Origin of the sequence: Fenollaria sporofastidiosus, from assembly GCF_943169635.2 — a bacterium.
Lineage (GTDB): Bacteria > Bacillota > Clostridia > Tissierellales > Peptoniphilaceae > Fenollaria > Fenollaria sporofastidiosus.
In genome coordinates this window covers 1,556,151-1,579,209 of record NZ_OW968186.1, presented here as the reverse complement: position 1 = coordinate 1,579,209, position 23,059 = coordinate 1,556,151, and the positions used below count along the sequence as shown (strand labels likewise).

At 37.7% G+C, this 23,059-nt stretch carries 26 protein-coding genes and 1 riboswitch; all 26 genes read left to right on the top strand.

Going from position 1 to position 23,059, the window contains the following annotated elements; genetic code table 11:
* Nucleotide 1 precedes the first annotated feature (1 nt).
* The 26 genes from KO172_RS07845 to KO172_RS07720 all read left to right on the top strand — a co-directional run bounded on the left by KO172_RS07845 (nucleotide 2) and on the right by KO172_RS07720 (nucleotide 23,046).
* Nucleotides 2-742 (top strand): peptidylprolyl isomerase, encoded by a 741-nt coding sequence (locus tag KO172_RS07845; protein WP_251320160.1) that lies wholly within the window; start codon nucleotides 2-4, stop codon nucleotides 740-742.
* 10 nt (nucleotides 743-752) lie between these two features.
* Entirely contained in the window at nucleotides 753-2,135 is a 1,383-nt protein-coding gene (asnS, locus tag KO172_RS07840) for an asparagine--tRNA ligase (protein ID WP_215493260.1), read from the top strand.
* Nucleotides 2,136-2,144: 9 nt separating this feature from the next.
* On the top strand, nucleotides 2,145-4,556 hold the full coding sequence (gene leuS, locus KO172_RS07835; RefSeq protein ID WP_215493258.1) for a leucine--tRNA ligase: 2,412 nt from the start codon (nucleotides 2,145-2,147) through the stop codon (nucleotides 4,554-4,556).
* A 257-nt stretch (nucleotides 4,557-4,813) separates the two neighbouring features.
* Nucleotides 4,814-4,939 (top strand): hypothetical protein, encoded by a 126-nt coding sequence (locus KO172_RS07830; protein WP_309557690.1) that lies wholly within the window; start codon nucleotides 4,814-4,816, stop codon nucleotides 4,937-4,939.
* An 88-nt stretch (nucleotides 4,940-5,027) separates the two neighbouring features.
* Complete coding sequence (locus KO172_RS07825; RefSeq protein WP_215493256.1) at nucleotides 5,028-5,705, top strand: response regulator transcription factor; 678 nt, start codon at nucleotides 5,028-5,030, stop codon at nucleotides 5,703-5,705.
* A complete protein-coding gene (locus KO172_RS07820) occupies nucleotides 5,695-7,044 on the top strand; it encodes a sensor histidine kinase (RefSeq protein WP_215493254.1) in 1,350 nt (449 codons plus the stop codon). Before KO172_RS07825 ends, KO172_RS07820 begins: the two co-directional genes overlap by 11 nt.
* A gap of 2 nt (nucleotides 7,045-7,046) precedes the next feature.
* Nucleotides 7,047-7,454, top strand: a complete 408-nt coding sequence (locus KO172_RS07815; protein ID WP_215493252.1) for a hypothetical protein — start codon at nucleotides 7,047-7,049, stop codon at nucleotides 7,452-7,454.
* Nucleotides 7,455-8,294 carry a cobyric acid synthase gene (locus KO172_RS07810; RefSeq protein ID WP_215493250.1) on the top strand — a complete coding sequence of 280 codons (840 nt, stop codon included), beginning with the start codon at nucleotides 7,455-7,457 and terminating at the stop codon, nucleotides 8,292-8,294.
* Nucleotides 8,275-9,234, top strand: a complete 960-nt coding sequence (cbiB, locus tag KO172_RS07805; RefSeq protein WP_215493247.1) for an adenosylcobinamide-phosphate synthase CbiB — start codon at nucleotides 8,275-8,277, stop codon at nucleotides 9,232-9,234. The genes KO172_RS07810 and cbiB overlap by 20 nt, the downstream gene beginning before the upstream one ends.
* Before the next feature lie 46 nt (nucleotides 9,235-9,280).
* Nucleotides 9,281-9,446: riboswitch (cobalamin riboswitch) on the top strand.
* 160 nt (nucleotides 9,447-9,606) lie between these two features.
* Nucleotides 9,607-10,983, top strand: a complete 1,377-nt coding sequence (locus KO172_RS07800) for a sirohydrochlorin cobaltochelatase (RefSeq protein WP_215493242.1) — start codon at nucleotides 9,607-9,609, stop codon at nucleotides 10,981-10,983.
* Between the two features lie 3 nt (nucleotides 10,984-10,986).
* A complete protein-coding gene (locus tag KO172_RS07795) occupies nucleotides 10,987-12,003 on the top strand; it encodes a pyridoxal phosphate-dependent aminotransferase (protein ID WP_215493229.1) in 1,017 nt (338 codons plus the stop codon).
* Entirely contained in the window at nucleotides 12,000-13,301 is a 1,302-nt protein-coding gene (locus KO172_RS07790; RefSeq protein ID WP_215493227.1) for a nucleotide-binding protein, read from the top strand. Before KO172_RS07795 ends, KO172_RS07790 begins: the two co-directional genes overlap by 4 nt.
* Nucleotides 13,294-13,920 carry a precorrin-8X methylmutase gene (locus KO172_RS07785; RefSeq protein ID WP_215493225.1) on the top strand — a complete coding sequence of 209 codons (627 nt, stop codon included), beginning with the start codon at nucleotides 13,294-13,296 and terminating at the stop codon, nucleotides 13,918-13,920. The genes KO172_RS07790 and KO172_RS07785 overlap by 8 nt, the downstream gene beginning before the upstream one ends.
* The gene (gene cbiD, locus KO172_RS07780; RefSeq protein WP_215493223.1) at nucleotides 13,917-14,984 is read left to right on the top strand and encodes a cobalt-precorrin-5B (C(1))-methyltransferase CbiD; all 1,068 of its coding nucleotides are present in this window, start codon (nucleotides 13,917-13,919) and stop codon (nucleotides 14,982-14,984) included. The genes KO172_RS07785 and cbiD overlap by 4 nt, the downstream gene beginning before the upstream one ends.
* On the top strand, nucleotides 14,978-15,568 hold the full coding sequence (gene cbiE, locus KO172_RS07775) for a precorrin-6y C5,15-methyltransferase (decarboxylating) subunit CbiE (RefSeq protein ID WP_215493213.1): 591 nt from the start codon (nucleotides 14,978-14,980) through the stop codon (nucleotides 15,566-15,568). Before cbiD ends, cbiE begins: the two co-directional genes overlap by 7 nt.
* On the top strand, nucleotides 15,555-16,103 hold the full coding sequence (locus KO172_RS07770) for a bifunctional cobalt-precorrin-7 (C(5))-methyltransferase/cobalt-precorrin-6B (C(15))-methyltransferase (RefSeq protein ID WP_215493210.1): 549 nt from the start codon (nucleotides 15,555-15,557) through the stop codon (nucleotides 16,101-16,103). The genes cbiE and KO172_RS07770 overlap by 14 nt, the downstream gene beginning before the upstream one ends.
* Nucleotides 16,096-16,851 carry a precorrin-4 C(11)-methyltransferase gene (gene cobM / locus KO172_RS07765; protein ID WP_215493208.1) on the top strand — a complete coding sequence of 252 codons (756 nt, stop codon included), beginning with the start codon at nucleotides 16,096-16,098 and terminating at the stop codon, nucleotides 16,849-16,851. Before KO172_RS07770 ends, cobM begins: the two co-directional genes overlap by 8 nt.
* Nucleotides 16,844-17,803 (top strand): cobalt-precorrin 5A hydrolase, encoded by a 960-nt coding sequence (locus KO172_RS07760; protein ID WP_215493206.1) that lies wholly within the window; start codon nucleotides 16,844-16,846, stop codon nucleotides 17,801-17,803. The genes cobM and KO172_RS07760 overlap by 8 nt, the downstream gene beginning before the upstream one ends.
* Before the next feature lies 1 nt (nucleotide 17,804).
* Nucleotides 17,805-18,524 (top strand): precorrin-3B C(17)-methyltransferase, encoded by a 720-nt coding sequence (gene cobJ / locus KO172_RS07755; RefSeq protein ID WP_215493204.1) that lies wholly within the window; start codon nucleotides 17,805-17,807, stop codon nucleotides 18,522-18,524.
* Nucleotides 18,521-19,279: a precorrin-6A reductase gene (gene cobK / locus KO172_RS07750; RefSeq protein WP_215493202.1), complete on the top strand. Its 759-nt coding sequence runs from the start codon at nucleotides 18,521-18,523 to the stop codon at nucleotides 19,277-19,279. The genes cobJ and cobK overlap by 4 nt, the downstream gene beginning before the upstream one ends.
* Nucleotides 19,263-19,559 (top strand): cysteine-rich small domain-containing protein, encoded by a 297-nt coding sequence (locus KO172_RS07745; protein ID WP_215493200.1) that lies wholly within the window; start codon nucleotides 19,263-19,265, stop codon nucleotides 19,557-19,559. Before cobK ends, KO172_RS07745 begins: the two co-directional genes overlap by 17 nt.
* Nucleotides 19,552-20,085, top strand: coding sequence for a bifunctional adenosylcobinamide kinase/adenosylcobinamide-phosphate guanylyltransferase (gene cobU, locus KO172_RS07740; RefSeq protein ID WP_215493199.1), 534 nt, complete (start codon nucleotides 19,552-19,554; stop codon nucleotides 20,083-20,085). The genes KO172_RS07745 and cobU overlap by 8 nt, the downstream gene beginning before the upstream one ends.
* Complete coding sequence (cobS, locus tag KO172_RS07735; RefSeq protein ID WP_215493197.1) at nucleotides 20,082-20,801, top strand: adenosylcobinamide-GDP ribazoletransferase; 720 nt, start codon at nucleotides 20,082-20,084, stop codon at nucleotides 20,799-20,801. Before cobU ends, cobS begins: the two co-directional genes overlap by 4 nt.
* A 10-nt stretch (nucleotides 20,802-20,811) precedes the next feature.
* Nucleotides 20,812-21,384 (top strand): histidine phosphatase family protein, encoded by a 573-nt coding sequence (locus tag KO172_RS07730; protein WP_215493195.1) that lies wholly within the window; start codon nucleotides 20,812-20,814, stop codon nucleotides 21,382-21,384.
* 1 nt (nucleotide 21,385) lies between these two features.
* Entirely contained in the window at nucleotides 21,386-22,165 is a 780-nt protein-coding gene (locus KO172_RS07725) for a TraX family protein (protein ID WP_215493192.1), read from the top strand.
* Nucleotides 22,165-23,046 carry an S-layer homology domain-containing protein gene (locus KO172_RS07720; RefSeq protein ID WP_215493190.1) on the top strand — a complete coding sequence of 294 codons (882 nt, stop codon included), beginning with the start codon at nucleotides 22,165-22,167 and terminating at the stop codon, nucleotides 23,044-23,046. Before KO172_RS07725 ends, KO172_RS07720 begins: the two co-directional genes overlap by 1 nt.
* Nucleotides 23,047-23,059 lie beyond the last annotated feature (13 nt).

Genomic DNA, 23,059 nt, shown 5'->3' with positions numbered 1-23,059 from the left:
TATGAAAAAGATAATTTTATTATTATTAGTGATGGCTATGTGCTTTAGTTTAACTGCATGTAGCAAGAAAAATGACAATGGTGGTGAGGGAGAAATGAAAAAAGAAAGAAGCGAAAGCGAAGTTACTACTGATGATGCTGAACTAGTTCAGCTACAAAACCCTAAAGCAGGAGACAAGGTGGCAACTATCAAGACTAATAAGGGAGACATCAAGGTAAAACTACTTCCAGATGTTGCACCAAAGGCGGTTGAAAACTTTACTAAGCACGCAGAAGATAAGTATTATGACAATCTAATCTTCCATAGAGTTATAAACGGTTTTATGATTCAAGGTGGAGACCCAAACGGCAATGGTACTGGCGGAGAAAGTATCTGGGGTGGTTCATTTGAAGATGAGTTTGATATTAAGACTAGAAACTTCAGAGGTGCACTTTGCATGGCAAATGCAGGACCAAACACTAACGGATCACAATTCTTTATAGTGCAAGGTCAAGCTGTTCAAGATGACCTTATAAAACAAATGGAAGAAGCAGGAGAAGAAAAAGGTTATCCAAAGGCTGTTGTCGATGCTTATAAAAAGATAGGCGGAGCATTCTGGCTAGACTACAAACATACAGTTTTTGGCGAAGTTTACGAAGGCATGGATGTAGTTGATGAGATTGCAAAGTCAAAAGTTAACGAAAATGATAAACCTGTAGAGGATGTTGTAATCGAAAGTATTACAGTAGAAGATTATAAATAGGAGTGAGGGCATGGATATTAGAGAACTTTATAAGAGCTACAAAGAGCTTGATGGTAAAACAGTTGAGATTCAAGCTTGGATAAGAAATTTAAGAGCACAAAAAGAATTTGGCTTCATCGAAATTAATGATGGTTCATTCTTTAACAGTGTTCAAGTTGTTTATGACAACAGCTTAGAAAACTTTGAAAGAGTATCAAAGCTATATTTAAGCGCGTCCATAAGAGTAAAGGGTAAGGTAGTTCTTACACCAAACAATAAGCAAGCTTTTGAAATCAAAGCAGAAGAGATAGAAGTCTTAGGCGACTCTACAGCTGATTATCCACTACAAAACAAAAGACACTCTATGGAATTCTTAAGAAGCATAGCTCACTTAAGACCAAGAGCAAACCTTTTCAGAGCAGCTTATAGAATTAGATCATTAGCAGCCTTTGCTATACACAAATTCTTCAATGAACAAGACTTTATATATGTACACACACCTATACTTACAGCATCAGACGCTGAAGGTGCAGGTGAGATGTTCCAAGTAACTACACTTGACATCGATAATCCACCAAGAACAGAAGAAGGCGCTGTTGATTACAGCAAAGACTTTTTTGATAAGCCAACACACTTAACAGTATCAGGCCAACTTGAAGGTGAAACATTTGCTTTAGCATTCTCAAAGATATATACATTTGGACCAACATTCAGAGCAGAAAACTCTAACACAACAAGACATGCTGCAGAGTTCTGGATGATAGAGCCTGAGATGGCATTTATGGACAACAATCAAAACATGGATGTAGCTGAGGCTATGCTTAAGTACGTTATTAACTATGTAATGGAAAATGCAAAAGAAGAACTTGAGTTCTGCAACAATTTTGTTGATAAAGGACTTATCGATAGACTTAACCACGTAAGAAGCTCAGACTTTGAAAGAGTTACTTATACAAGAGCTATAGATATACTAAAAGAGCATGAAGAAAAGTTCGATGTTAAAGTTGAATGGGGCATGGACCTACAAACAGAACACGAAAGATTTTTAACTGAGCAAGTATTCAAAAAGCCTATCTTCGTAACTGACTATCCAAAGGATATTAAGGCCTTCTACATGAAGCTCAACCCAGATAACAAGACAGTTGCTGCTATGGACTGCTTGGTCCCTGGTATAGGAGAGATAGTTGGCGGTTCACAAAGAGAAGAAGACTATACAAAGCTTGAAAAGAGAATCAATGAGATGGGTCTTGACATGGATTCATACACTTGGTATATGGATCTTAGAAAGTATGGCTCAGTAGTTCACTCTGGATATGGTCTTGGCTTTGAAAGACTTATCATGTATATAACAGGTATTGAAAATATCAGAGACGTCCTACCATTCCCAAGAACAGTTCATCACTGTGAATTCTAGGAGGACAAGATGAAAGAATATAATCATAAAGACGTAGAAGGCAAGTGGCAAAAGATTTGGGCTGACAATAAAGCGTTTCATGCAGAAAACGATTCAGACAAGCCAAAATACTTTTTGATGGTTGAGTTCCCATATCCATCAGGAGAGGGCCTACACGTTGGTCACCCAAGAAGTTACACAGCACTTGACATAGTTGCTAGAAAGAGAAGACTTGAAGGCTACAACGTTTTGTACCCAATGGGCTGGGACGCATTTGGACTTCCAACAGAAAATTATGCCATCAAGCACAAGATGAATCCAAAGGATGTTACTAAGAGAAACGTTGCTCACTTCAAGCATCAATTAACATCACTAGGACTATCTTTCGACTGGGACAGAGAGATTAACACAACTGATCCAGAATATTATAAGTGGACTCAATGGATATTTATACAATTATTCAAAAAAGGTCTTGCTTATAAAAAGGAAATGAATATTAACTGGTGCCCAAGCTGTAAGATTGGTCTTGCAAACGAAGAAGTTATTCAAGGCCACTGTGAAAGATGCGGTCACACTGTTGAACACAGAGTTAAGACACAATGGATGCTTGCTATAACTAAGTATGCCGACAGACTTATAGATGACCTTGACACAGTTGATTTTATCGATAGAGTTAAGACACAACAAGTTAACTGGATAGGCAGAAGCCACGGTATGGAGCTTGATTTTGACATAGATGAACTTGATGACAAGCTAAAAGTTTATACAACTAGACCAGATACCATCTTTGGTGTATCATACATGGTTATCTCACCAGAGCATCCGCTTATAGAAAAGTATAAGGATAAGATCAAAAACATTGACGAAGTTCATGAATATCAAAATAAGGCAAAGTTAAAGTCTGACTTTGAAAGAACAGAACTTGTTAAAGAAAAGACAGGCGTTAAGATAGATGGACTTACTGCCATTAACCCTGCTAATGGAGAAAAAATTGCAATCTACGTATCAGACTACGTATTAATGACTTATGGTACAGGCGCCATCATGGCAGTACCTGGTCACGACCAAAGGGACTATGACTTTGCAAAAGCCTTTGGCGAAGAGATTAAGGAAGTTATCTCTGGTGGCGACATTAGTAAAGAAGCATACACTGATACGCAAAAAGGCACTTTAGTTAACTCAGACTTCTTAAATGGCCTTTCAGTTGAAGAAGCAAAGAAGAAGATAATTAAATATTTTGAAGATAAAAAAGTTGGCGTTGTTAAAACAAACTACAAGCTAAGAGACTGGGTATTCTCAAGACAAAGGTATTGGGGAGAACCTATACCTATGGTATACTGCGAAAAATGCGGTTGGGTGCCACTTAATGAAGAGGATTTACCATTAACATTACCAGATGTTGAAGCGTACGAACCAACTGATACAGGCGAGTCGCCTCTAGCTAAGATAGATAGCTTTGTTAATACTACTTGTCCTCATTGCGGCGGCCCTGCTAAGAGAGAGACAGATACTATGCCTAACTGGGCAGGATCAAGCTGGTACTTCTTAAGATACACTGATCCAAAGTGCACTGCAGCACCAGCATCCATGGACGCGCTTAAGTACTGGATGCCTGTTGATTGGTACAACGGTGGTATGGAGCACACTACACTTCACTTACTATACTCAAGATTCTGGAACAAGTTCCTATATGACATAGGCGTAGTGCCAACAAGCGAACCATATCAAAAGAGAACATCACATGGTATGTTACTTGCTCAAGACGGAGAAAAGATGAGTAAGTCAAGAGGCAACGTAATAAATACAGATGACATCGTTGAAGAGTATGGTGCAGACACACTTAGAGTTTTTGAAATGTTTATGGGCGACTACGAAAAAGTTGCTATGTGGTCAGAGACAGGTATACAAGGCTCAAGAAAGTTCCTTGAAAGAGTTTATCGCTTGATGGATATAGTAAACGACGACGAAAACTATTCTAAAGACTTAGAACAAGACTTCCACATCACTATCAAGAAAGTCTCAGAAGACTTTGAAAACTTAAAATTCAACACAGCGGTTGCTAAACTTATGGAGCTACTTAATAAAATTACTTCAAAGGGAAGCATCACAAGAAAAGAGCTTAAGACATATATCACACTTCTTTATCCAATCGCACCACATATAACAGAAGAAATAAATGAGATGGTTGGCTTCGATACAGAACTTTATAAATCAACTTGGCCAAGCTTTGATGAAGACAAAACCATCATCAAGACTATAGAGATACCAGTTCAATTCAATGGCAAAGTTAGATATACAATCGAGATTGATAGAGATGCAAGCGAAGACGAAGTAAAAGAAAAAGTTTATGCACACGAGCTATTTGAAAAGTCAAAGCAAGGCAAGAACATCGTTAAGGAAATATATGTTAAGAACAAAATTTTTACAGTAGTAATAAAATAGTTTATAAAGAAAGATCTATATGGATCTTTCTTTTTTCTTGACAAAAATTGACATTACCATTACAATGAAGATGACTACATCAAAAAAGGAGAATTAATATGAATAAAATACAGAAGAAGATAGTTTTCGGAAGTCCTATGTGACCAGGATGCGGACCATTCAAGGCTTTGATGGAGGAATCAGGGGTACGCTTCTTGTACCTTGACATAACAGAAAATCTTGCTAACATGAAAAAATTTTTAGCGGCAAGAGACACTATGAAAGAGTTTGATATAGTTAAGGATGAGGGTCGTATAGGTATACCATCTCTTATACTTGGCAACAATGAAAGAGCCATCTTGGATATAGATGAGCTTAGAGACTACCTAGACAGTTTAAAATAAGAACGGGAGCCTTGTTAACGCAAGGCTCTTTTATATATATGCTGTTTAAAAAGATTATTAAAGGGTAAAAATTGATAGAGGTGATGATATGGCGACTATACTTATAGCTGATGACGATGAGAACATAAGAAACGTGCTCAAAGAGTACTCGGTCATTAACGGCTATGATGTAATCGAGGCTGTGGATGGCATCGATGCACTTAACAAAGTTAATAATAACGATATAGACCTTATCATCTTAGATATAATGATGCCAAAGCTTGATGGCTTCTCGGCTTACAAGAGGATTAAGGATGTAAAAGACATACCTGTTCTTGTTCTTAGTGCAAAAGGCGAGGAGTATGACAAGCTTTATGGTTTTGAGATAGGTATCGATGATTACGTCGTTAAGCCCTTCAGTCCGCGCGAAGTCATGGCGAGGGTCAAGGCGATACTTGCAAGACATGTAAGCGATACAAAGGCAAAAGTATATATTAATGGCAGCTTAAAAATAGATTTTGATGCGAGAGAAGCTTATATTGATGAGAAAAAATTAGATTTGACACCAAAGGAGTATGAGCTACTTGCTTATCTAGCTCAAAACGAAGGCATAGCTCTATCGCGTGAGACTATACTTGAAAATGTTTGGGGCTACGATTTCTTCGGGGACAATAGAACAGTCGACACACACATCAAGATGCTTAGGAACTCTCTAGGAGCTGAAAAAGACATTATAAGTACAGTTCGCGGTTATGGCTACAAGCTGGAGAAAAAAGATGAAAAATAAATCATTATTCACAAAGCTAATCAGTTATTTTTTAATATTTACGGTACTGATACTATCAACAATGTGGCTATTTAATATAGTTTTCTTCAAAGAAATATACACGCAAAAGAAGAGAGAGCTCATTCAAAATACAGAAAAAGAAATTTCATCTTATACTGGAAGAGATCTAGTAAAGTTTTTGAATGATGTATCAAGTAAGACTAGACTTGGCATAATTATTTTTGATGAGAATGGTTTGGTCTTGTACCCAAATTATTTACTAGAGCTTGACAAGGAAGACTTAGATTTTGTTAAAAGCAATGAAGATAGCGTTGACTATATCAAGAAGCATGACGATAGAGAGTACTTAGTATTTTTAAAGAGATACGAAACAGTTAACGCAAAATTATACATGAAGCTTATTGATAATCTTGATGAAGATGGTTCAGTTAAAAAGATGCTTAGAGAAGAGCTTTTATACATAAGTCTCGTTGCGATAGCCTTGGCTCTAGTTTTATCATATTTTTTAGCAAAGAAGCTTACTAAGCCAATCAAAAATCTTTCGGAAGCGTCCAAATTTTTGGGTACAAAGAGCTTTTCTGTTGAAGAAGAAGGCGGCTATGAAGAGATTGAGGAGCTTAAGAAGAGTCTCGAGAGCGCAAATGCAGATTTAAAGAGGACTATGGACTTTCGTGAGAATATCATTGCTAATGTATCGCATGACTTCAAAACGCCTTTAAGCGTGATTAAGTCTTATGCTGAGATGATTAAGGACATAACGGGTGATAATAAAGAAAAGCGTGAAGAGAATCTTGACACCATCATCAATGAGGCAGATAGATTAAACAGCATGATTAACGAGATGCTTGAAGCATCAAAGAACGTAAGCGCCCTTGGTGAACTTGAATTAAAAAGAGTTTCGCTTGAAGCCATTTCCAAGGAGATTATAGATAAATTAAATACAGCTGAAAATAGAGAGAGAATTAAATTAGACGTGAGCGGCGATACCATGGTTATGGCTGATGAGAAAAAAATTAGAAGCGTTATATATAATTACTTATCAAACGCACTGAACTATTCAAATGAGGATGAAGACGTTATTGTAAGGATTACAGAAGAAGAAAATGCTGTTAGATACGAGGTTATTGACCACGGAGTCGGCATTAAGGAAGAGGACATAAAGAGGGTTTGGGATCGCTACTACATCTCGAGCGCGAACCATGAGCTCAAAAAGTATGCGACAGGCCTTGGCTTATATATCGCTCGTGAGGTGCTTTTACTTCACAAGGCAGAGTTTGGCGTAGAGAGCAGTTACGGCAAAGGATCGAATTTTTATTTTGTATTAAAAAAGGGAGTGTAGATATGAACTTTGATTTTTTAAAAGACATGAACATTGGTAATTTCGACAAGGATGAAGCCATGAACAAGATTGGTGACATCGGCGAAGCCATCAAAACGAACACTGATTTAGCAAAGTACCAAGAACTTATCAATGACTTTTTAGATCTTGTTAAAGATTATTACAATGGTAAGTACAAGGGCATTGAGAAGAAGAACATGCTATTTATAATTTCAGGCTTACTTATAGTTTTGTATCCAAATTCATACAAGCAAAACGCTTTCTTCATCATAGCTTCGAAAATATTTGGCGTTTCAATATTAGTTAAGGCTATAGGCGAAGAAGTGACTAAATATAGAGAGTGGAAGAAAAATTTAATCTCGATAGAAACTGATTTAGGTACTATCGAATACAATGATGAGGAATTTTAAATGGCAAAGATAATGATATACGGCACGACATCGTCAGCAGGCAAATCAACGATAGCGACTGCTATGTGCAGATATTATAAAGACAAGGGCTACAAGGTATGTCCGTTCAAATCGCAAAATATGTCGAGAAACTCATTTAAGCTTCAAGACGGAAAACTTATTAGCAATGCACAAGCCATACAAGCCTACGCAGCAGGCATAAAGGCGGATGAGTACATGAACCCGATACTTCTAGTGCCATCGTCAGACACAGGTAGCGATGTTTATGTACTTGGCAAACTATACAAGCACATGAATACAAAGGAGTATTACTCGATTAAGAAAGAGCTAAAGGCGAAGGTAAAAGAGGTTTTTGAAGAGCTTGAGAAGAAATATGACGTCATGATTATAGAAGGAGCTGGCTCACCTGCTGAGATAAATCTACTTGAGGATGATTTTGTAAATACTGGCATGGCTGAACTTGCGGACACTAACGCAATAATCGTCGCTGACATTGACAAGGGCGGCGTCTTTGCATCAATCTACGGCACATACATGATACTTGATGAAAAAGATAGAGCGAGGATAAAAGGCTACATCATCAATAAATTTAGGGGCGATGCGAGCCTACTTGATGAGGGCATCAAAAAGCTTCACGAGCTAACAGGTCTTGACTGTCTTGGCATAGTACCATATACAAAGCTTGAGATAGCGGACGAAGACTCGCTTCATGATTATGAGAAGGCTGTCAATGCTCACATGGCAGAGCACGATGCGATGAATAATGAAATCGATAGGCTAGCTAAAGTATTTGAAGAAGCCATCGACATAGATAAATTAAATGCAATACTTGGCTTATAAGCTCATCGCCATACTTATAGGTGTGGTGCTTGATTTAATCTTAGGCGACCCATATAACTTTTTTCATCCAGTTAAGGTCATGGGTAATGTCATTAGCTTTGAAGAAAAATTAATTCGAAGGACAGGGGCAAGAGGTGGTTTTTTGAAGCTGCTTGGACTAGTCTCAGTATTATTCAACATTAGCCTTGCATTTTTATTCGGATGCTTTGCAATAATATTATTTAAGATCAATAAATATTTGTATCTAATCTACACTTCATACATGGTCTACGTCTGCCTTGCAGCACGCTCACTTCACTTCGAAGCAGATATGGTAGTAAAAGAGCTAGCGCATTCGCTAGAGAGAGGACGCAAGAGACTCTCCTACATAGTTGGCCGTGATACAAGTGAACTAAGTGAAGAAGAGATACTTAAGGCATGTATAGAGACAGTCGCCGAAAATACTTCAGATGGTGTAATAGCACCGCTTATCTACATCGCGATATATACACCACTTGGACTGGTTTATAAATTTATCAATACCATGGACTCGATGTGGGGCTACAAGAATGAAAAATATGGCGATCTTGGCTTTTTCGCAGCAAAGATAGATGACCTAGTCAATCTAGTGCCAGCAAGATTAAGTGCGCTTCTTATATTAATTACTAACATCTTCAATAAAAACATCGCCTACGCGTGCAAAACGTTTTTTAAGTATAGATATGCACACGCAAGTCCAAATAGTGCCTTCCTTGAAGCGCCCATAGCGGGACTTTTAAAAATTCGTTTAGGTGGACCGCACAAATATTTTTCTAAGATAGTCGATAAACCATATATTGGCGACATAGATGGCGAAGTAAATAAAAATGGCGTTTATTTCACCATAAAAGCGATGTATAAGGCACTAGCCTTGCTAGTATTAGTGATCGCTGTTATATATTTAAAATTAATATTAAAATAAAAAAATTTATTAATACACTTGAAATAATTACACATATATGATATCATATATGTGTAATTTTTGAATGTTCACCATAAAGGGAAGCTGGTGTAAGTCCAGCACAGCCCCCGCTACTGTAAATAGTGACGAGTCTATGTATACCACTGGGAAACTGGGAAGGTTTAGATGAGGTTGATCTATAAGTCAGGATATCTTTAGAACGTTCGTATAAAGTTACTTCTTCGGTGGGAAGGAAAAACTTACTAAATATGTATGTTTTATATCCTTGATACCCCTATTCAAGGATTTTTATTTTCCAAAAAACCGACGAGAGGAAAAGGCGCGCTTCTCCTATTTTTCTTTTCCTCTCGTGTACATATAATGGAGGAATTTATGAAAAAGGCAATACTATTAAGCTTTTTTGGTACAACAAGGCTTAGAGAACACGAAAGAGTCATTGACAAGTTTGTGAGTGGCTTTAAAAATGAATTTAAGGACTGCGAGATAAAGATATGCTTTACTTCTAGGATAGTTAAGAAGATACTAGAGAAGAAAGGCATGTCTTTTAATAATGAGTGCGAAGCAATCAAGGAATTGAAAGAGGCTGGATATAACGATATAAGAGTCGTTTCGACAAACATCATTCCAGGTAAAGAGTATAAGAAGCTAAAAGATGTTTCTAACAGACTTACTACTCCATTTATCAGTAACGCTAAGGATATAGCAAAGCTTATTGATGGCATGACAGCCTTTAAATTAAATGAAGGCGAAGAGTTCATCTACGTTGGTCATGGTACTTATCATGTAGCCGATAGGATATATGAAGATATTGACGAAGCTTTTAGAGAAAAGAACAATAAATATCACATGATGAGTATAGAGGGTGATCTTGATCTTGATAGCGTTGTTAAAAATTTAGCTAAAGACACAAAAACTTTATATCTAAGGCCATTCATGCTAGTTTCAGGCGTTCATATGCTTGAAGACATTGCTCCTGACGATGATGACTCAATAAAGTCGAAACTAGAAAAGCTTGGCTACGAAGTGAAGCTTATAGATAAGGGTCTTGGCGAAGAAGATTATATCTTAAACGACTGCATAGAAAAAGTTAAGGCCATGGAAGAGCCGCTACTAAATATAGTTGGTGTTGGTCCTGGCGATGAAGACTTATTAACTGTTAAGGCTATACTTACTTTGAAAAATACAAATGCTGTCTTCGTTCTTGACAATAGAGGCCGCAATCTTGCTCTTGACACAGTTATGAGCTATGTAGAAGATAAACCTATCATAAAGATGCCATTTGACATGAAGAATGCTACAGATGCTTTATATAGGGAGCTAAAGGCAAAACTTGAAGAAGCGCTTAAAGAGTATAGAGACGTAAGCTTTGTAACTATAGGTGATGCAGCAGTTTTCTCGACACCTATGAACTTAACAAAGATACTTGATAAGAAGATAAATATAAATATTATTAATGGCATGCCATCTTTTGTAGCATTAAGTGCAATGAATAAAGAGCCGCTTATTGAAAAGGGCGAGAGTCTTGTGATAAGTGACAACACAGAGCTAGTTAGGGCAGCAAAGCCTGACAGAGCTGTTATACTTAAGGGCACCATTAACAAGGAAGCTGTTTTAGAACTTAAAGATACTTACGAAGCAGAATATTTTAAGAGGATATCGATGCCAAACGAAATGTATCTTACGGATGAGGACGAAATACGTAAGGATAACGATTATATATCGCTATTCTACTTAAAGAAAAGGAAGTAAATTATGCACGGAGCAAATTTTTATGATTATGACAAAAAACTCATAGATTTCAGCTCTAACATCAATGTATTTAATATGAACGAAATACTTTTCTCTAATATTAAGGAAGACTTTGATTATGTCAATGTCTATCCTGATATAAAACAGAGGGAAGCGATTAACAATGTAGCCACTTATTTGGCTTGTGATGCGTCTAACATTATCTTGGGCAATGGATCTATAGAGATAATTGATAAGGCGATATACAGGGCAAGTAGAGTGGTTATTTTTGACCCTTCGTTCTATGAGTATGAGCTTAGAGCAAGTGTTTATAAAAAAGATTTGATTAGAATAAATTATAAAGACTTTATGATTGACTATGATGAGCTTGATATATTAAAGAAGGGCGACCTAATTATACTAACTAACCCAAATAATCCTAATGGAAGGCTGCTTAAGAAGGAAGAATTAATTAAAGCTCAAGAGATTTGTAAGGAGCATGGCGCGACTCTTTTACTCGATGAGGCCTTTATAGAGTTTACTATGCATGAGTATGACAGCATAGACTTGTTTAAGGACGAGGACGTGATTGTTCTTAGAGCGATGACTAAGACCTTTGCCTTACCGGGAGTACGCTTTGGCTTTGCCTATGTACCAAAGGATTTTAAGGACTACTACGATGAGCTAAGCCTTGCTTGGTCTATAGGCTTTATACAAAACGAAGCATCGAGGCTATTAAAGGGAAGCGAGGACTATATAGCAAAAACAAAAGAGTATTATAAAAACGAAAGAGAAAGACTTAAAGAAGCATATAAGAGCTATGACAATTTTGAGATGAGTGATAGCGATGCCAATTTCTATTTGCTTAGATTAAAAAAACATAGTGACGAAGAAATGTATAAGATTATGCTTGAAAAGGGTATATTAATAAGAAGGATGCAAGGTTACAAGAACATAAGTAACGACTATGTGCGCCTTGCAATAAGAACTCGTGAAGAGAATGATTATTTACTTGAAAAACTAAGGGAGATAGAGAAGTGAAAGGCATATGCATAGCTGCTATGAATTCAAATAGCGGCAAGACAACTATAAGTTTAGCTTTAGCAAGACTGCTTGCAAATAAAAATAATAAGGTGAAGTATCTTAAGAGTGGGCCCGATTTTATCGATTCAAAGCTTGGCTCATTTGCATCGAAGGGGGACTATGGTAATGTCGACATCTTTATGCAAAAGAGTGGCGCTACTGAAGTAGGTATGGGGTGTGCAGACTACTGCGTATTAGAAGGCGTCATGGGCTACCTTGACGGCATATATAACACCATGGAGGCATCGTCATATGCCAACGCAAAGGCCTTGGGACTAAAAACAGTTTTAGTGCTTACACCAAAGGGCGAGATGTTCTCACTTATTGCAAAGCTAAAAGGCTTTATGTGCTACGCTGATAATATAGTTGGCGTTATATTTAATAAGACGCATGCAAAGCTTTATGCAATATACAAAGACTTAGTCGAGAAGGAACTTGGTTTAGAAGTTTTTGGCAATATCGAAGTTGACGAGGACTTTGTCATAGAGGATAAGGATCTTGGACTAGAGCTTCCAAGCGATATTAAGGCTTTTGATGAGAAGCTCGATAGGATAGCTGCGAAATTAGAAAAGGCAATTGATTTTGAGAAACTTTTAAAATATTTCGAAGTGGCAAAGACAGGAGATAAAATAGATTTTCCAAAGTCAAAGACTACTGTGGCAATTGCCTATGACAAGGTATTTAACTTCTATTACAAAGAGAATATTGATTTTCTAGAAAAATATTTTACTGTGAAGTACTTTTCGGTGCTAGACGAGGAAGAAGTGCCTGAAGCTGACTTATTATATATCGGCAGTGGAAATTTAAAAGATCACTTAGACATAATAGAAAAATCTAAATCATTAGCAAGCATAAAGAAATATTATGAAGACGGAGGAAAGATATTTACCGAAGGAGAGGCAACATACTTCTTAGCAGAAAGCTTTAATGAGCACAAGATGCTTGGTCTTATAAAGGGCAAGGCTGTGAGCGAAAAGAGGCTTCATAACTTTGGTTATGCATATCTAAAGCCACTTAGAAAGAATTTTTTCTTTGATACGGATAAAATTTTTTATTCACAAGAATTTCATAAGAGCAGCTTAAATGATAACGAGTTTAATTTATTTAAGGTAGAAAAGCCATATAGAGATGACACTTGGACAAGCTCTTTTGCAGATGATAACATAGTTGCAATCGAGCAAAACATTTCCTTTGTTCAAGATGAAGAGTATTTTTATAAAAAGATAGATAGTTTAAGAGGTGAAAAGGATGTATAATTACGATAACAACCCTATGAACATAGAAAACACAAGTATGGACATAATCGACAAGGAGCTTGTAGGAACAAAATTTACTGATACTGAAAAGCTTATAGTGAAGAGAATGATTCACTCGACAGGCGACTTTGATTATAAAAACATAATCGATATAAGAAATAATTTCCTTGATGAAGCACTTGATGCACTTAAGAACGGCGCCAAGATTTATACTGACACAAGGATGACTATGGCAGGCGTGAATGAAACTAGCTTAAAAAAGCTTAACTGTGAGATCATTAATCACATCAAGGACGACGACGTAAGGGAGCTTGCTAAGGAAAAAGGCACAACAAGAAGCTACCAAGCCATAGATAAGACTATAGGCGAAGACATCGCCATCTACTCAGTAGGCAATGCGCCAACAGCTCTATATAGAATCATAGAACTGATCAAGGAAGAAAAAATTCATCCTAAGGCTGTTATTGGCGTGCCAGTAGGCTTCGTAGGAGCAGCTGAGTCGAAGGAAGCACTTAGAGAAGTAGGAATTGCTCAAATATCGACAGTTGGTAACAAGGGCGGCTCAAACGTAGCAGCGTCCATAATCAACGCACTTTTATATATCTTATACAGAAAATGAATAAGTACGATATAGTTGATGGCAAGAGCCTTAGATATGGTTATACGACAGGCACTTGTGCAGCAGTTGCAACACATGCAGCGCTTACAAACCTTTTAGATGGACCTATAGGTGAATACGACATAGTACTGCCTTGCAAGGAGTGCATAAACGTCGCCATCAATTCTAATGAGAAGGGTGATGGATATGCCATAAGCTCAGTTATAAAGGACGCAGGTGATGACCCAGACCAGACCAATGGCATAGAGATTTTCTCTAAAGTATCTTTAAGAAATGACGGCAAGGTCATTATCAAAGGTGGCGTAGGCGTTGGCATTTATACTAATGACTCCATCTTCGGTAAGAAGGGTGAGTATGCGATAAACAAGGTGCCAAGAGAGATGATTACTAAAGAGGTTGAGCTCTTAACAGATAAGGGAGCCGACGTTACTATATTTACGCCTATGGGTGTTGAAATCGGTAAGAAGACTTTCAACCCAAACATTGGTATAGAAGGCGGCATATCAATAATTGGATCAACAGGTCTTGTCAAGCCTATGAGTGAGGACGCTTTACTAAAGACCATAAACTTGGAGATAAAAACTCTTTATCTTGATAAGGGTGCGAAGGAGATAGTTCTTACACCGGGTAGTCACGGCCTTAAAGAAGCAAAGAGTATTGGTATAAATGAAAATGTCGTTTTAACTAGTAACTACATTGGCGACTCACTAAAGATGGCTTACGAAATCGGTTTTAGAAAGATGACTCTTATTGGTCACATAGGCAAGTTTGCAAAGTTATCGATAGGTGTCTTTAACACGCATTCAAAGAACGCCGATACGCGTATGGAGGCCTTCGTGTATTACCTTGCGATGATGAATAAGCCGTATGAAGTAATTAAAGAAGTTGATGAATTTATAACAGCTGAGAAGTGCTACAACTACCTTTATGATGCAGGCTACAAAGATGTTTTATGTGCTATGGAGGAAGGCTGTGCAAAGAGAGTCAAGACTTACCTAAAAGATGACTCGCTTGATGTAGATGTAAAAGTATATTCGTTTGAAAAAGGAGTATTAGATTGTTAATAGTTGTTGGAGTAGGACCAGGCAAAAGTGAATATATGAGCGTGAGGGCATATAAAGCGATTAAAAATGCTACTAAAGTTTATGCGTTTAAAAGAGTTAAGGAAGAGCTCGAGGACGAATTCGCTCGCATAGAAGAAGTCTCTGTGAAGGATCTAAAAGATATTAAAGAAGGCGTTTTATTATTATCAGGCGACCCATCCTTCTACGGCGCAGTTGACTATCTAAAGCGTGAGGGCATAGCCATTGACGAAGTGATTCCATCTATAACGGCTTTTCAATACTTAATGAGCAAGACCCTTGTGAATTGGAATGAGGCAAAGACTTATTCGCTACATGGTAGAGAGCTTGATGACGACTTCAAGACCATTGTAATGAACAATGCCAAGCTTGTAGTTCTATGCGACAAGGATAATAATCCAAGGACAATTAAAAAGTATTTGGACGAGAAAAACATAAAGAGAAAGTACATCGTTGGCACAAATTTATCGCAAAGCGGTGAAGTAATTAAAACTTATGGTGAAGACGATGACATTGATATAGAAAATAGTTTATCGGTGGTGATTATTATAAATGAAGTGGTTTAAAGATGAGGACTTCATCAGGGGCGAAGTACCAATGACGAAGTTCATAAAGAGAAATGCAATAGTGAGCTTATTAGACGTAAGCGAAGATGACAAAGTTTTAGAGATAGGCACAGGCACAGGAAGTGTCACTTGTCAGATGGCAGTCATTTGTAAAGAGGTCACTACTATCGAAAGAGATGACGAGGCCATAGCTGTAGCAAAGAAAAATTTTGAAAAATTTGGACTTAATAATGTTAAGCTCATTAAGGGCAAGGCACCTGAGGGCATGGACGGAGTGGACTTTAATAAGGTCTACATAGGCGGTTCTGGTAAAAATTTAGAGAGCATTATGGATAAGCTTGATGAGCATAATAATTTTACAGTTATTGCGAGCTTTATCATCTTTGACAATGCTTATGAGTTTAAAGATTTACTAAAGAAGAAAAATTATAAGAACATAGACACATACATGGTAAATGTTTCTAAGGCGGAGAAGCTAGAGATGATGATAGCTGAGAATCCGGTGATTATTGTGAGAGGTGAAAAGAATGATTAGTTTTGTAGGCGCAGGTCCTGGGGACAGTGATTTAATTACAGTTAAGGGACTAAAATTATTAAACGCAGCAGATGTAATTATATATGCAGGCTCCTTAGTATCGAAGGATATACTATCTGGAATAAAGACAGGAGCAAAGGTTTTTGACTCAGCAAAGATGACATTAGAAGAGGTTATAGAAGAGTTTATAAAGGCTGAAGAGGCGGGTCTAAACACAGTTAGACTACATACAGGCGACCCAAGCATATATGGAGCAATTAAAGAGCAGATAGATGCGCTTGACATGCTTGGCTACAAGTACGAAGTAATACCAGGTGTAACTAGTGCAACAGCTGCATGCGCTAGGATAGAGAAAGAATTTACACTACCTGAAGTTAGTCAAACTTTAATCATCACTCGTATGGAAGGAAGAACAAAGGTTCCTGAGACTGAAAAGCTTGCTGAGCTTGCTAAACATAAGACATCTATGGCGATATATCTTTCGGCATCACTTACAGAGAAGGTACAAGAGGCGCTACTTGAGGGCTATGAAGATCCAAATACGCCTGTAGTTATTGCTTATAAGGCAACATGGGCTGACGAAAAAATCATTTATACTAATATCGCAAACCTTGTTAAAGATGCCAAGGAGCACAATATTACTAAGCACGCACTTATACTTGTTGGTAAATTTATTAACGCGCGTTACGAAAGAAGCAAACTTTACGACCCAAGCTTCTCGACTGAGTACAGAAAAGCACATGAATAAGATTATAATCACCTACACTGAAGCTGGTCTTGCTATAGCTAAGTCCATAGCAGAGGATTTTGATGTAGAAATTTTTTATAAGGATAAAAATATTGACAAAGTCTTAGAAGAAAGGTGGTCTTCACTTGAGACCATCATCTTCATAAGTGCGAGCGGCATAGCCGTGCGTAAGATTGCTCCCTTGATAAAGGACAAGTACACAGACCCTGCAGTCCTTGTTATAGATGACAGGGCAAGACACGTTATATCGCTTTTGTCGGGTCACATAGGCGGAGCCAATGAGCTAGCTATAGATATAGCTAAGACTATAGGTGCAGAGCCAGTTATAACTACAGCCTCAGACAACAGAGGCCTCGAAGCTCTTGACATTTACCTAAGGGACAATGACTTTGCGTATAGCTCTAGAGAAGCTCTTACCATAATTATGGGTGCCATAGTAAATAATAAAAAAATTTATCTAAAGGCAAATGATTTTAACTTTAACTATGATAATTTCACAAGTGATAAAAGCAAAGCAGACTACTTCATAATTCAAAGCGAAGACTACGAAGCACAAGACAATGAAAAGACTCTCTACATTATAAAGAAAAAGTACAATATGGGCATTGGCTTGAGACGTGGAACTCACTTAGATGTGCTTGAAGAAGCCTTTCATGAAGTGCTTAAGGATATGAATATAAGTCCAAAGGCGATAAAACGCTTTGGATCAATTGATATAAAGAAGGACGAAGAGGCGCTGCTTGAGCTTTGCAAAAAATATGATAGAGAGCTAATTTTTTATACGGCAGACGAACTCAATGAGGTGGATGTTTCGGAGAAGTCCGACTTCGTTAAGAAAATCACAGGTGCATACGCAGTTAGTGAGGCGGCTGCTAAACTACTTGGCGGCAAGATTATATTAACTAAGAAGATTATCGATTCAATAACATTTTCAATAACAGAGGAGATATAGAATGAATAAATTATATGTTGTGGGCATAGGACCCGGCTCAAAAGAGAATATGACGTTTAAGGCGGTAGACGCGATCAAAGAAGCGCAAACAATCGTTGCGTATACAAAGTACCTTGACTATGTAGAGGACTTCATCGGTGGCAAGGAGATAATTAAGACCGGCATGACAGGCGAAAAGGAAAGATGTCAGCTTGCTATTGATGAGTACAATAAGGGCAAGACAGTTGCCATCATCTCAACAGGTGACTCAGGACTATATGGTATGGCAGGCCTTGTTTATGAAATTGATCCGACAATAAACATTGAAGTTGTACCTGGAGTGAGCGCTGCTTTTTCATCAGCAAGCGTTGTTGGTGCGCCTCTAATGCATGACACAGCTCTTATAAGTCTTTCAGACCTACTAACAGACTGGGACCTTATACTTAAGAGGGTAAGAAACTGCGCAGACGCTGATATGGTTATCGCGCTTTACAATCCAAAGAGCAAGAAGAGAGTGAACAATTTAAAAGAAGCACTTGATATAATTAGAGAGTATAGAGATGCGCAGACACCTGTTGCCATGGTTAAGAATGCCTTACGTGATGGCATGGACTACAGGCTAAGTACACTTGACGAGGTGGATTATGATTTTTGCGAGATGAACACGACTGTCATAGTTGGCAACAGTCAAAGCTACATCAAGGACGGCAAGTTCATTACGCCTAGAGGATACAAGCTATGATACTAATCATAGGCGGCACAAGCGAAGGCGAAGAGATATACGAAAGACTTAAGGGTAAGTACGAACTCTACTTATCTGTTGCTACTGAGAGCGGAAAGAAGCTCTATGCATCGAAGGACTTAATCATGGGCAGGATGAATAAAGACGGCTTCAAGGACTTCATAAAGGAGCACGGCATTGATATGATCATAGACGCTTCACATCCATTCGCAGTTGAGGTGACAAAGAACGCATCAGAGGCAGCTAAGGAGATGGGCATAGCCTACCTTCGTTATGCAAGAAGAATTTTGGACTATGAAGAGAAGAACAACATAGTCAGAGTGCCATCATATGAAGCAGCCTTTAAGTATATTGACACGCTAAAGGATAGAGAGGAAAATTTTTTATTCACAACAGGCTCGAACAGGATAAAGGATTTTGAAAAGGTGAGGGGCAAGAACAGATTCATATACAGAGTCTTGCCAAGTGCTGAGAGCATAAAGGTGTGCGATGACAATCACATAGAGATGAAGAACATCATTGCGCAGATGGGACCCTTCACACTCGAAGAAAACGTAGCCTTGATTAAACGCTACGATATAAAGTACTTAGTAAGCAAAGAGAGTGGCAAGGTCGGTGGCACCGATGCCAAACTTGATGCATGTTTACAAACAAATATTATTTGTGTTATAATTACAAGAGAAGAAGAGAACGCTATGCACAGCATAGACGAAGTAATTAATTATGTGGAGGCAAATTATGGAAGATTCTTATAGATTTTTTAATAACAAGAAGTGTGCCTACATGCCATGCCATAAGGTTGACAATGTCGACGACTTCAACTGCTTGTTCTGCTACTGCCCACTTTATCTAATGGAAGAGTGCGGCGGCAACTACAAGATGAGTGCAGGTATAAAAGACTGCTCAAACTGTTTACTACCTCATAGACCAAAGGGATACGACTACATCGTCAATAAGTTTAGAGAGTACAATCAAAAGAAAGCAGAAGAATACATTGCTAATCTTGAAAAAGAAATGAATAAAGACAATGATTAAGCTTGTAATGGGTGGAGCGAGAAGTGGCAAGAGCGAGTTCGCCGAGGACATATATAAAGGCCTTGACGATGTAACATACATTGCCACTGCTAAAGCCATTGACAAAGAGTTTGAAGAAAGGATTGCAATTCATAAAGCAAGGCGCAATACTCAGTGGAAAACAGTAGAAGCTTATAAAGATTTTGCGTGCATTGCCATGAAGACTAAATATTACTTTCTTGATGATGTAACAAATATGCTTACAAACATACTCTTTGATTACTTGGAAGATAGGGACATTAGAGATGAAGATGCTGCCGTAGTCGAAGAGTTAGTGCTTAAAGAGCTTGAAACCTTATTCAAAAGACTAAGAGAAAAGGATGCAGACATAATTATAGTCTCCTCAGAGCTAGGTGCAGGTCTTGTGCCAGAAGCAAAACTATCGAGGCTCTTTAGAGACATACACGGCAAGATTAATCAATACATTGCTAGAATCGCGGATGAAGTTTACTATGTCATCGCATCCATAGGAGTGAAGATAAAGTGAAAGGACTTATACTAGCTTTACAATTTATGACAAGAGTTCCAATAAATATAGGCATAGACTTCAATAAGAAGAATATTGGGGCTATGCTTACTTTCTTTCCGCTTATTGGTTTTTTAATTGCTTTATTTACGTTTATTCCAAGCATTTTTTTACGTGATAAAATTTCTGCAGAGCTAGTCGCTCTATTAAACATCATTTTTTATTTAATCATAACAGGCGCACTACATATGGACGGCTTATCCGACACAGCTGATGCTTTTTTATCGAACAGAAGCAAGGACAGGATGAAGGCCATAATGAAGGACCCAGGCGTTGGCAGCTTTGGCGTCATAAGCATAGTCATAGTCCTAGCAGCAAAGTTTTTTGCTTTTAAAGAGATTGCATTGCAAGGTTTCAAGTGGGACTATACATTCGTATTTATATACTCAAAGTTGATAGCCATGAATGCCTTTATCTACTTTAAAAGCGCGGACAGTAGCACCTTGTTTAAAACATTTAAAGAGAGTAGAAGCACCTTTCTTATAAACTTTGCAAACTTTGTAATTATAATTGCAAGCATACTTTATGATTACAAAGTGCTTTTATACTTATTAGTAGAGGCGCTTATCTTTATAATTATTTACATCATTTCACTTAAGAAGATAGACGGAGCGACAGGTGACACTATGGGAGCATCCATAGAACTCGCTGAGACTATCGCTTTATTCATAATCTAGAGGGGGTAATATGAAATTTTATCTAATAAGACATGGAGAGTCAGAAGACAATTTAAAGAAGATCACATCGCGTGTTGATACTAAGCTATCAGCAAATGGTAAGGCACAGGTTAAGACTTTAAGAGATGAGTATAAAGAGCTTAAAGATAAAAAAGTCATAGTCTCTAACTTATTGAGAGCACAAGAGACAGCAGACTTACTTGGTGTTGAGACTTATGAAGTAGATGAGAGGGTTAGAGAGATAGACCTTGGTGACTTTCAAGGACATAGCTTCGAAGAGTTAGAAAAACTTTATCCAGAAGAGACGAAGAAGCGCTTTGAAGAGCCTTTCACATTTAAGTTTCCTGGCGGCGAATCATTCACAGATCTAAGAGAGCGTGCAGAGGACTTTTACAAAGAGAAGGCCAAACTTAATGAGGACATTGTTGTCATAACGCATGAAGGTTTTATCAAGACAATCTTATCAATAGTAGTGGACAAGCTTGAAGCTTACTACAATTTCAAAGTAGAGAACGCAAGGATATGCGAGATTGAAGTAGTAGATGGCTTTCCTATCATAAACAAATTAAATTATGGAGAGTAAAATGGAAACAGAAACAAAATTATTAGAAGAGAAAAAAGTTTGGGGACTTAATCAAACACAGCTTAAGTTCATAGCCATACTTTCGATGCTTGTTGACCACTTGGTATATGGCATCTTCGAAGTGGGTTTGTACCAAAACATAATCAATGCGGCAAATATCACCATAGCCGGTTCATATGTAACAGGCGCAATGATGGATAAAATTCACTTTATTGGTAGGATAGTGATAGGTAGAATCGCCTTTCCACTCTTCTGCTTCTTTATAGTGCAAGGCTTTATACATACAAGAAACAGAATGAAGTACGCACTAAGACTGTTTATCTTTGCGCTTATATCAGAAGTGCCATTCGACTTAGTAAGCTCGAACGTAGTCTTTGATCCAAACTATCAAAACGTTTTCTTCACATTATTCTTAGGCCTAGCAGCACTTATCATCATAGAAAAGTTTGCTAATCAGCCATTAATAAGGATAGCTGGAGTACTTCTTTGCATCTTTGCAGCGAAGTTTTTAAAAACAGACTATGATATGTTTGGCGTTATCTTGATAGTCCTTATGTACTTTGTGAGATTTAATAAGTTCCAAAACCTTTTAGTAGGAATATCGACACGTTACTTCTATGGCTTCTTCTATCAGATGAGTGCCTTTGTACTTATGTACTTTTACAATGGAGAAAGGGGGAAGGGTTTTAAATACTTCTTCTATGCATTCTATCCAGTTCACTTACTACTTATTTACTTCTTGAGAATGTATATAGCAAGTAACCCTATAGCAATATTCTAATGAAAAAGACAATTGTTTTAATTATTTTAGCGATGCTTATATGTCTTGCGCCTTTAAATGTTAATAAAGCAGAAAGCATTAGTCCTATAAGCATAAATTTAGCAAAGTTTGAAAATAATAAAATCGAAGTTCAAATTGAAGACCATAGACAATTTGAAAATCTAGAACTTGATTACAAGATTGATGATGGTAAATGGCTTAGCGAGGACTTTGATAATCTTATAACTCTTACTTACAATACAAAGACTCGTATGTATGAGTACAAGTTTAAGGAAGAGATCAAATACTCGATGAGTTTTGATGTAAGAATCAGGGCCATAGTTAATGCACAAAAGAGTGAGTTCTCTAATACAATCACATTCAATGCTACGCTTAGCGTAAAGAACTACGATGCGTGGGCAGCTGACGCCATACATAGAGCTGACAGTCTTGGTATAGTAACAGAGACTATGAGAGAGGATATGAAGGCTGATGCAAGCAGACTAGAGTTCGTAGAGGCGCTTATTAAGGCACTTGAGTACAAAAAGAGCATTAAGGACTACGAAGGCGAAGAGGTCATTGATACAAAGTCCACTGCAGTTAAGAAGGCGTACAAGATAAAGCTCTTAACGTATAACGAGAGCAAAACATTTGCACCGGATAGAAAGATTACAAGGGAAGAGGTCGCAGTGATCTTGGACAGACTAGCAAGCATAATCAAATTAGAAGACAAATTTGAGAACAAAGTGGGTTATGCCGATGCAAGTGAGTGGGCAAAAAGCGCGATAGACAGTGTTATCAAGAAGGGACTCTTACAAGGCGACAGTAGCCTTAAGTTTAATCCAAAGAAGAATATGACGAGACAGGAAGTTTTAGTTACAGTACTAAGAATGCTTGATTAGATATCAGTATAGC

Bases quoted from the DNA above. Each gene is read 5' to 3' on its own strand.
- KO172_RS07725 (WP_215493192.1), top strand. From the start codon at position 21,386: ATGGAAACAGAAACAAAATTATTAGAAGAGAAAAAAGTTTGGGGACTT.
- KO172_RS07730 (WP_215493195.1), top strand. From the start codon at position 20,812: ATGAAATTTTATCTAATAAGACATGGAGAGTCAGAAGACAATTTAAAG.
- KO172_RS07815 (WP_215493252.1), top strand. From the start codon at position 7,047: ATGAACTTTGATTTTTTAAAAGACATGAACATTGGTAATTTCGACAAG.
- cobU (WP_215493199.1), top strand. From the start codon at position 19,552: ATGATTAAGCTTGTAATGGGTGGAGCGAGAAGTGGCAAGAGCGAGTTC.
- cbiB (WP_215493247.1), top strand. From the start codon at position 8,275: ATGCAATACTTGGCTTATAAGCTCATCGCCATACTTATAGGTGTGGTG.
- KO172_RS07785 (WP_215493225.1), top strand. From the start codon at position 13,294: ATGTATAATTACGATAACAACCCTATGAACATAGAAAACACAAGTATG.
- leuS (WP_215493258.1), top strand. From the start codon at position 2,145: ATGAAAGAATATAATCATAAAGACGTAGAAGGCAAGTGGCAAAAGATT.
- KO172_RS07800 (WP_215493242.1), top strand. From the start codon at position 9,607: ATGAAAAAGGCAATACTATTAAGCTTTTTTGGTACAACAAGGCTTAGA.
- cobJ (WP_215493204.1), top strand. From the start codon at position 17,805: ATGAATAAATTATATGTTGTGGGCATAGGACCCGGCTCAAAAGAGAAT.
- KO172_RS07810 (WP_215493250.1), top strand. From the start codon at position 7,455: ATGGCAAAGATAATGATATACGGCACGACATCGTCAGCAGGCAAATCA.
- cbiD (WP_215493223.1), top strand. From the start codon at position 13,917: ATGAATAAGTACGATATAGTTGATGGCAAGAGCCTTAGATATGGTTAT.
- KO172_RS07830 (WP_309557690.1), top strand. From the start codon at position 4,814: ATGAAAGAGTTTGATATAGTTAAGGATGAGGGTCGTATAGGTATACCA.
- KO172_RS07845 (WP_251320160.1), top strand. From the start codon at position 2: ATGAAAAAGATAATTTTATTATTATTAGTGATGGCTATGTGCTTTAGT.
- KO172_RS07745 (WP_215493200.1), top strand. From the start codon at position 19,263: ATGGAAGATTCTTATAGATTTTTTAATAACAAGAAGTGTGCCTACATG.
- asnS (WP_215493260.1), top strand. From the start codon at position 753: ATGGATATTAGAGAACTTTATAAGAGCTACAAAGAGCTTGATGGTAAA.
- KO172_RS07720 (WP_215493190.1), top strand. From the start codon at position 22,165: ATGAAAAAGACAATTGTTTTAATTATTTTAGCGATGCTTATATGTCTT.
- cobK (WP_215493202.1), top strand. From the start codon at position 18,521: ATGATACTAATCATAGGCGGCACAAGCGAAGGCGAAGAGATATACGAA.
- cobM (WP_215493208.1), top strand. From the start codon at position 16,096: ATGATTAGTTTTGTAGGCGCAGGTCCTGGGGACAGTGATTTAATTACA.
- KO172_RS07795 (WP_215493229.1), top strand. From the start codon at position 10,987: ATGCACGGAGCAAATTTTTATGATTATGACAAAAAACTCATAGATTTC.
- KO172_RS07820 (WP_215493254.1), top strand. From the start codon at position 5,695: ATGAAAAATAAATCATTATTCACAAAGCTAATCAGTTATTTTTTAATA.
- KO172_RS07760 (WP_215493206.1), top strand. From the start codon at position 16,844: ATGAATAAGATTATAATCACCTACACTGAAGCTGGTCTTGCTATAGCT.
- KO172_RS07825 (WP_215493256.1), top strand. From the start codon at position 5,028: ATGGCGACTATACTTATAGCTGATGACGATGAGAACATAAGAAACGTG.
- KO172_RS07770 (WP_215493210.1), top strand. From the start codon at position 15,555: ATGAAGTGGTTTAAAGATGAGGACTTCATCAGGGGCGAAGTACCAATG.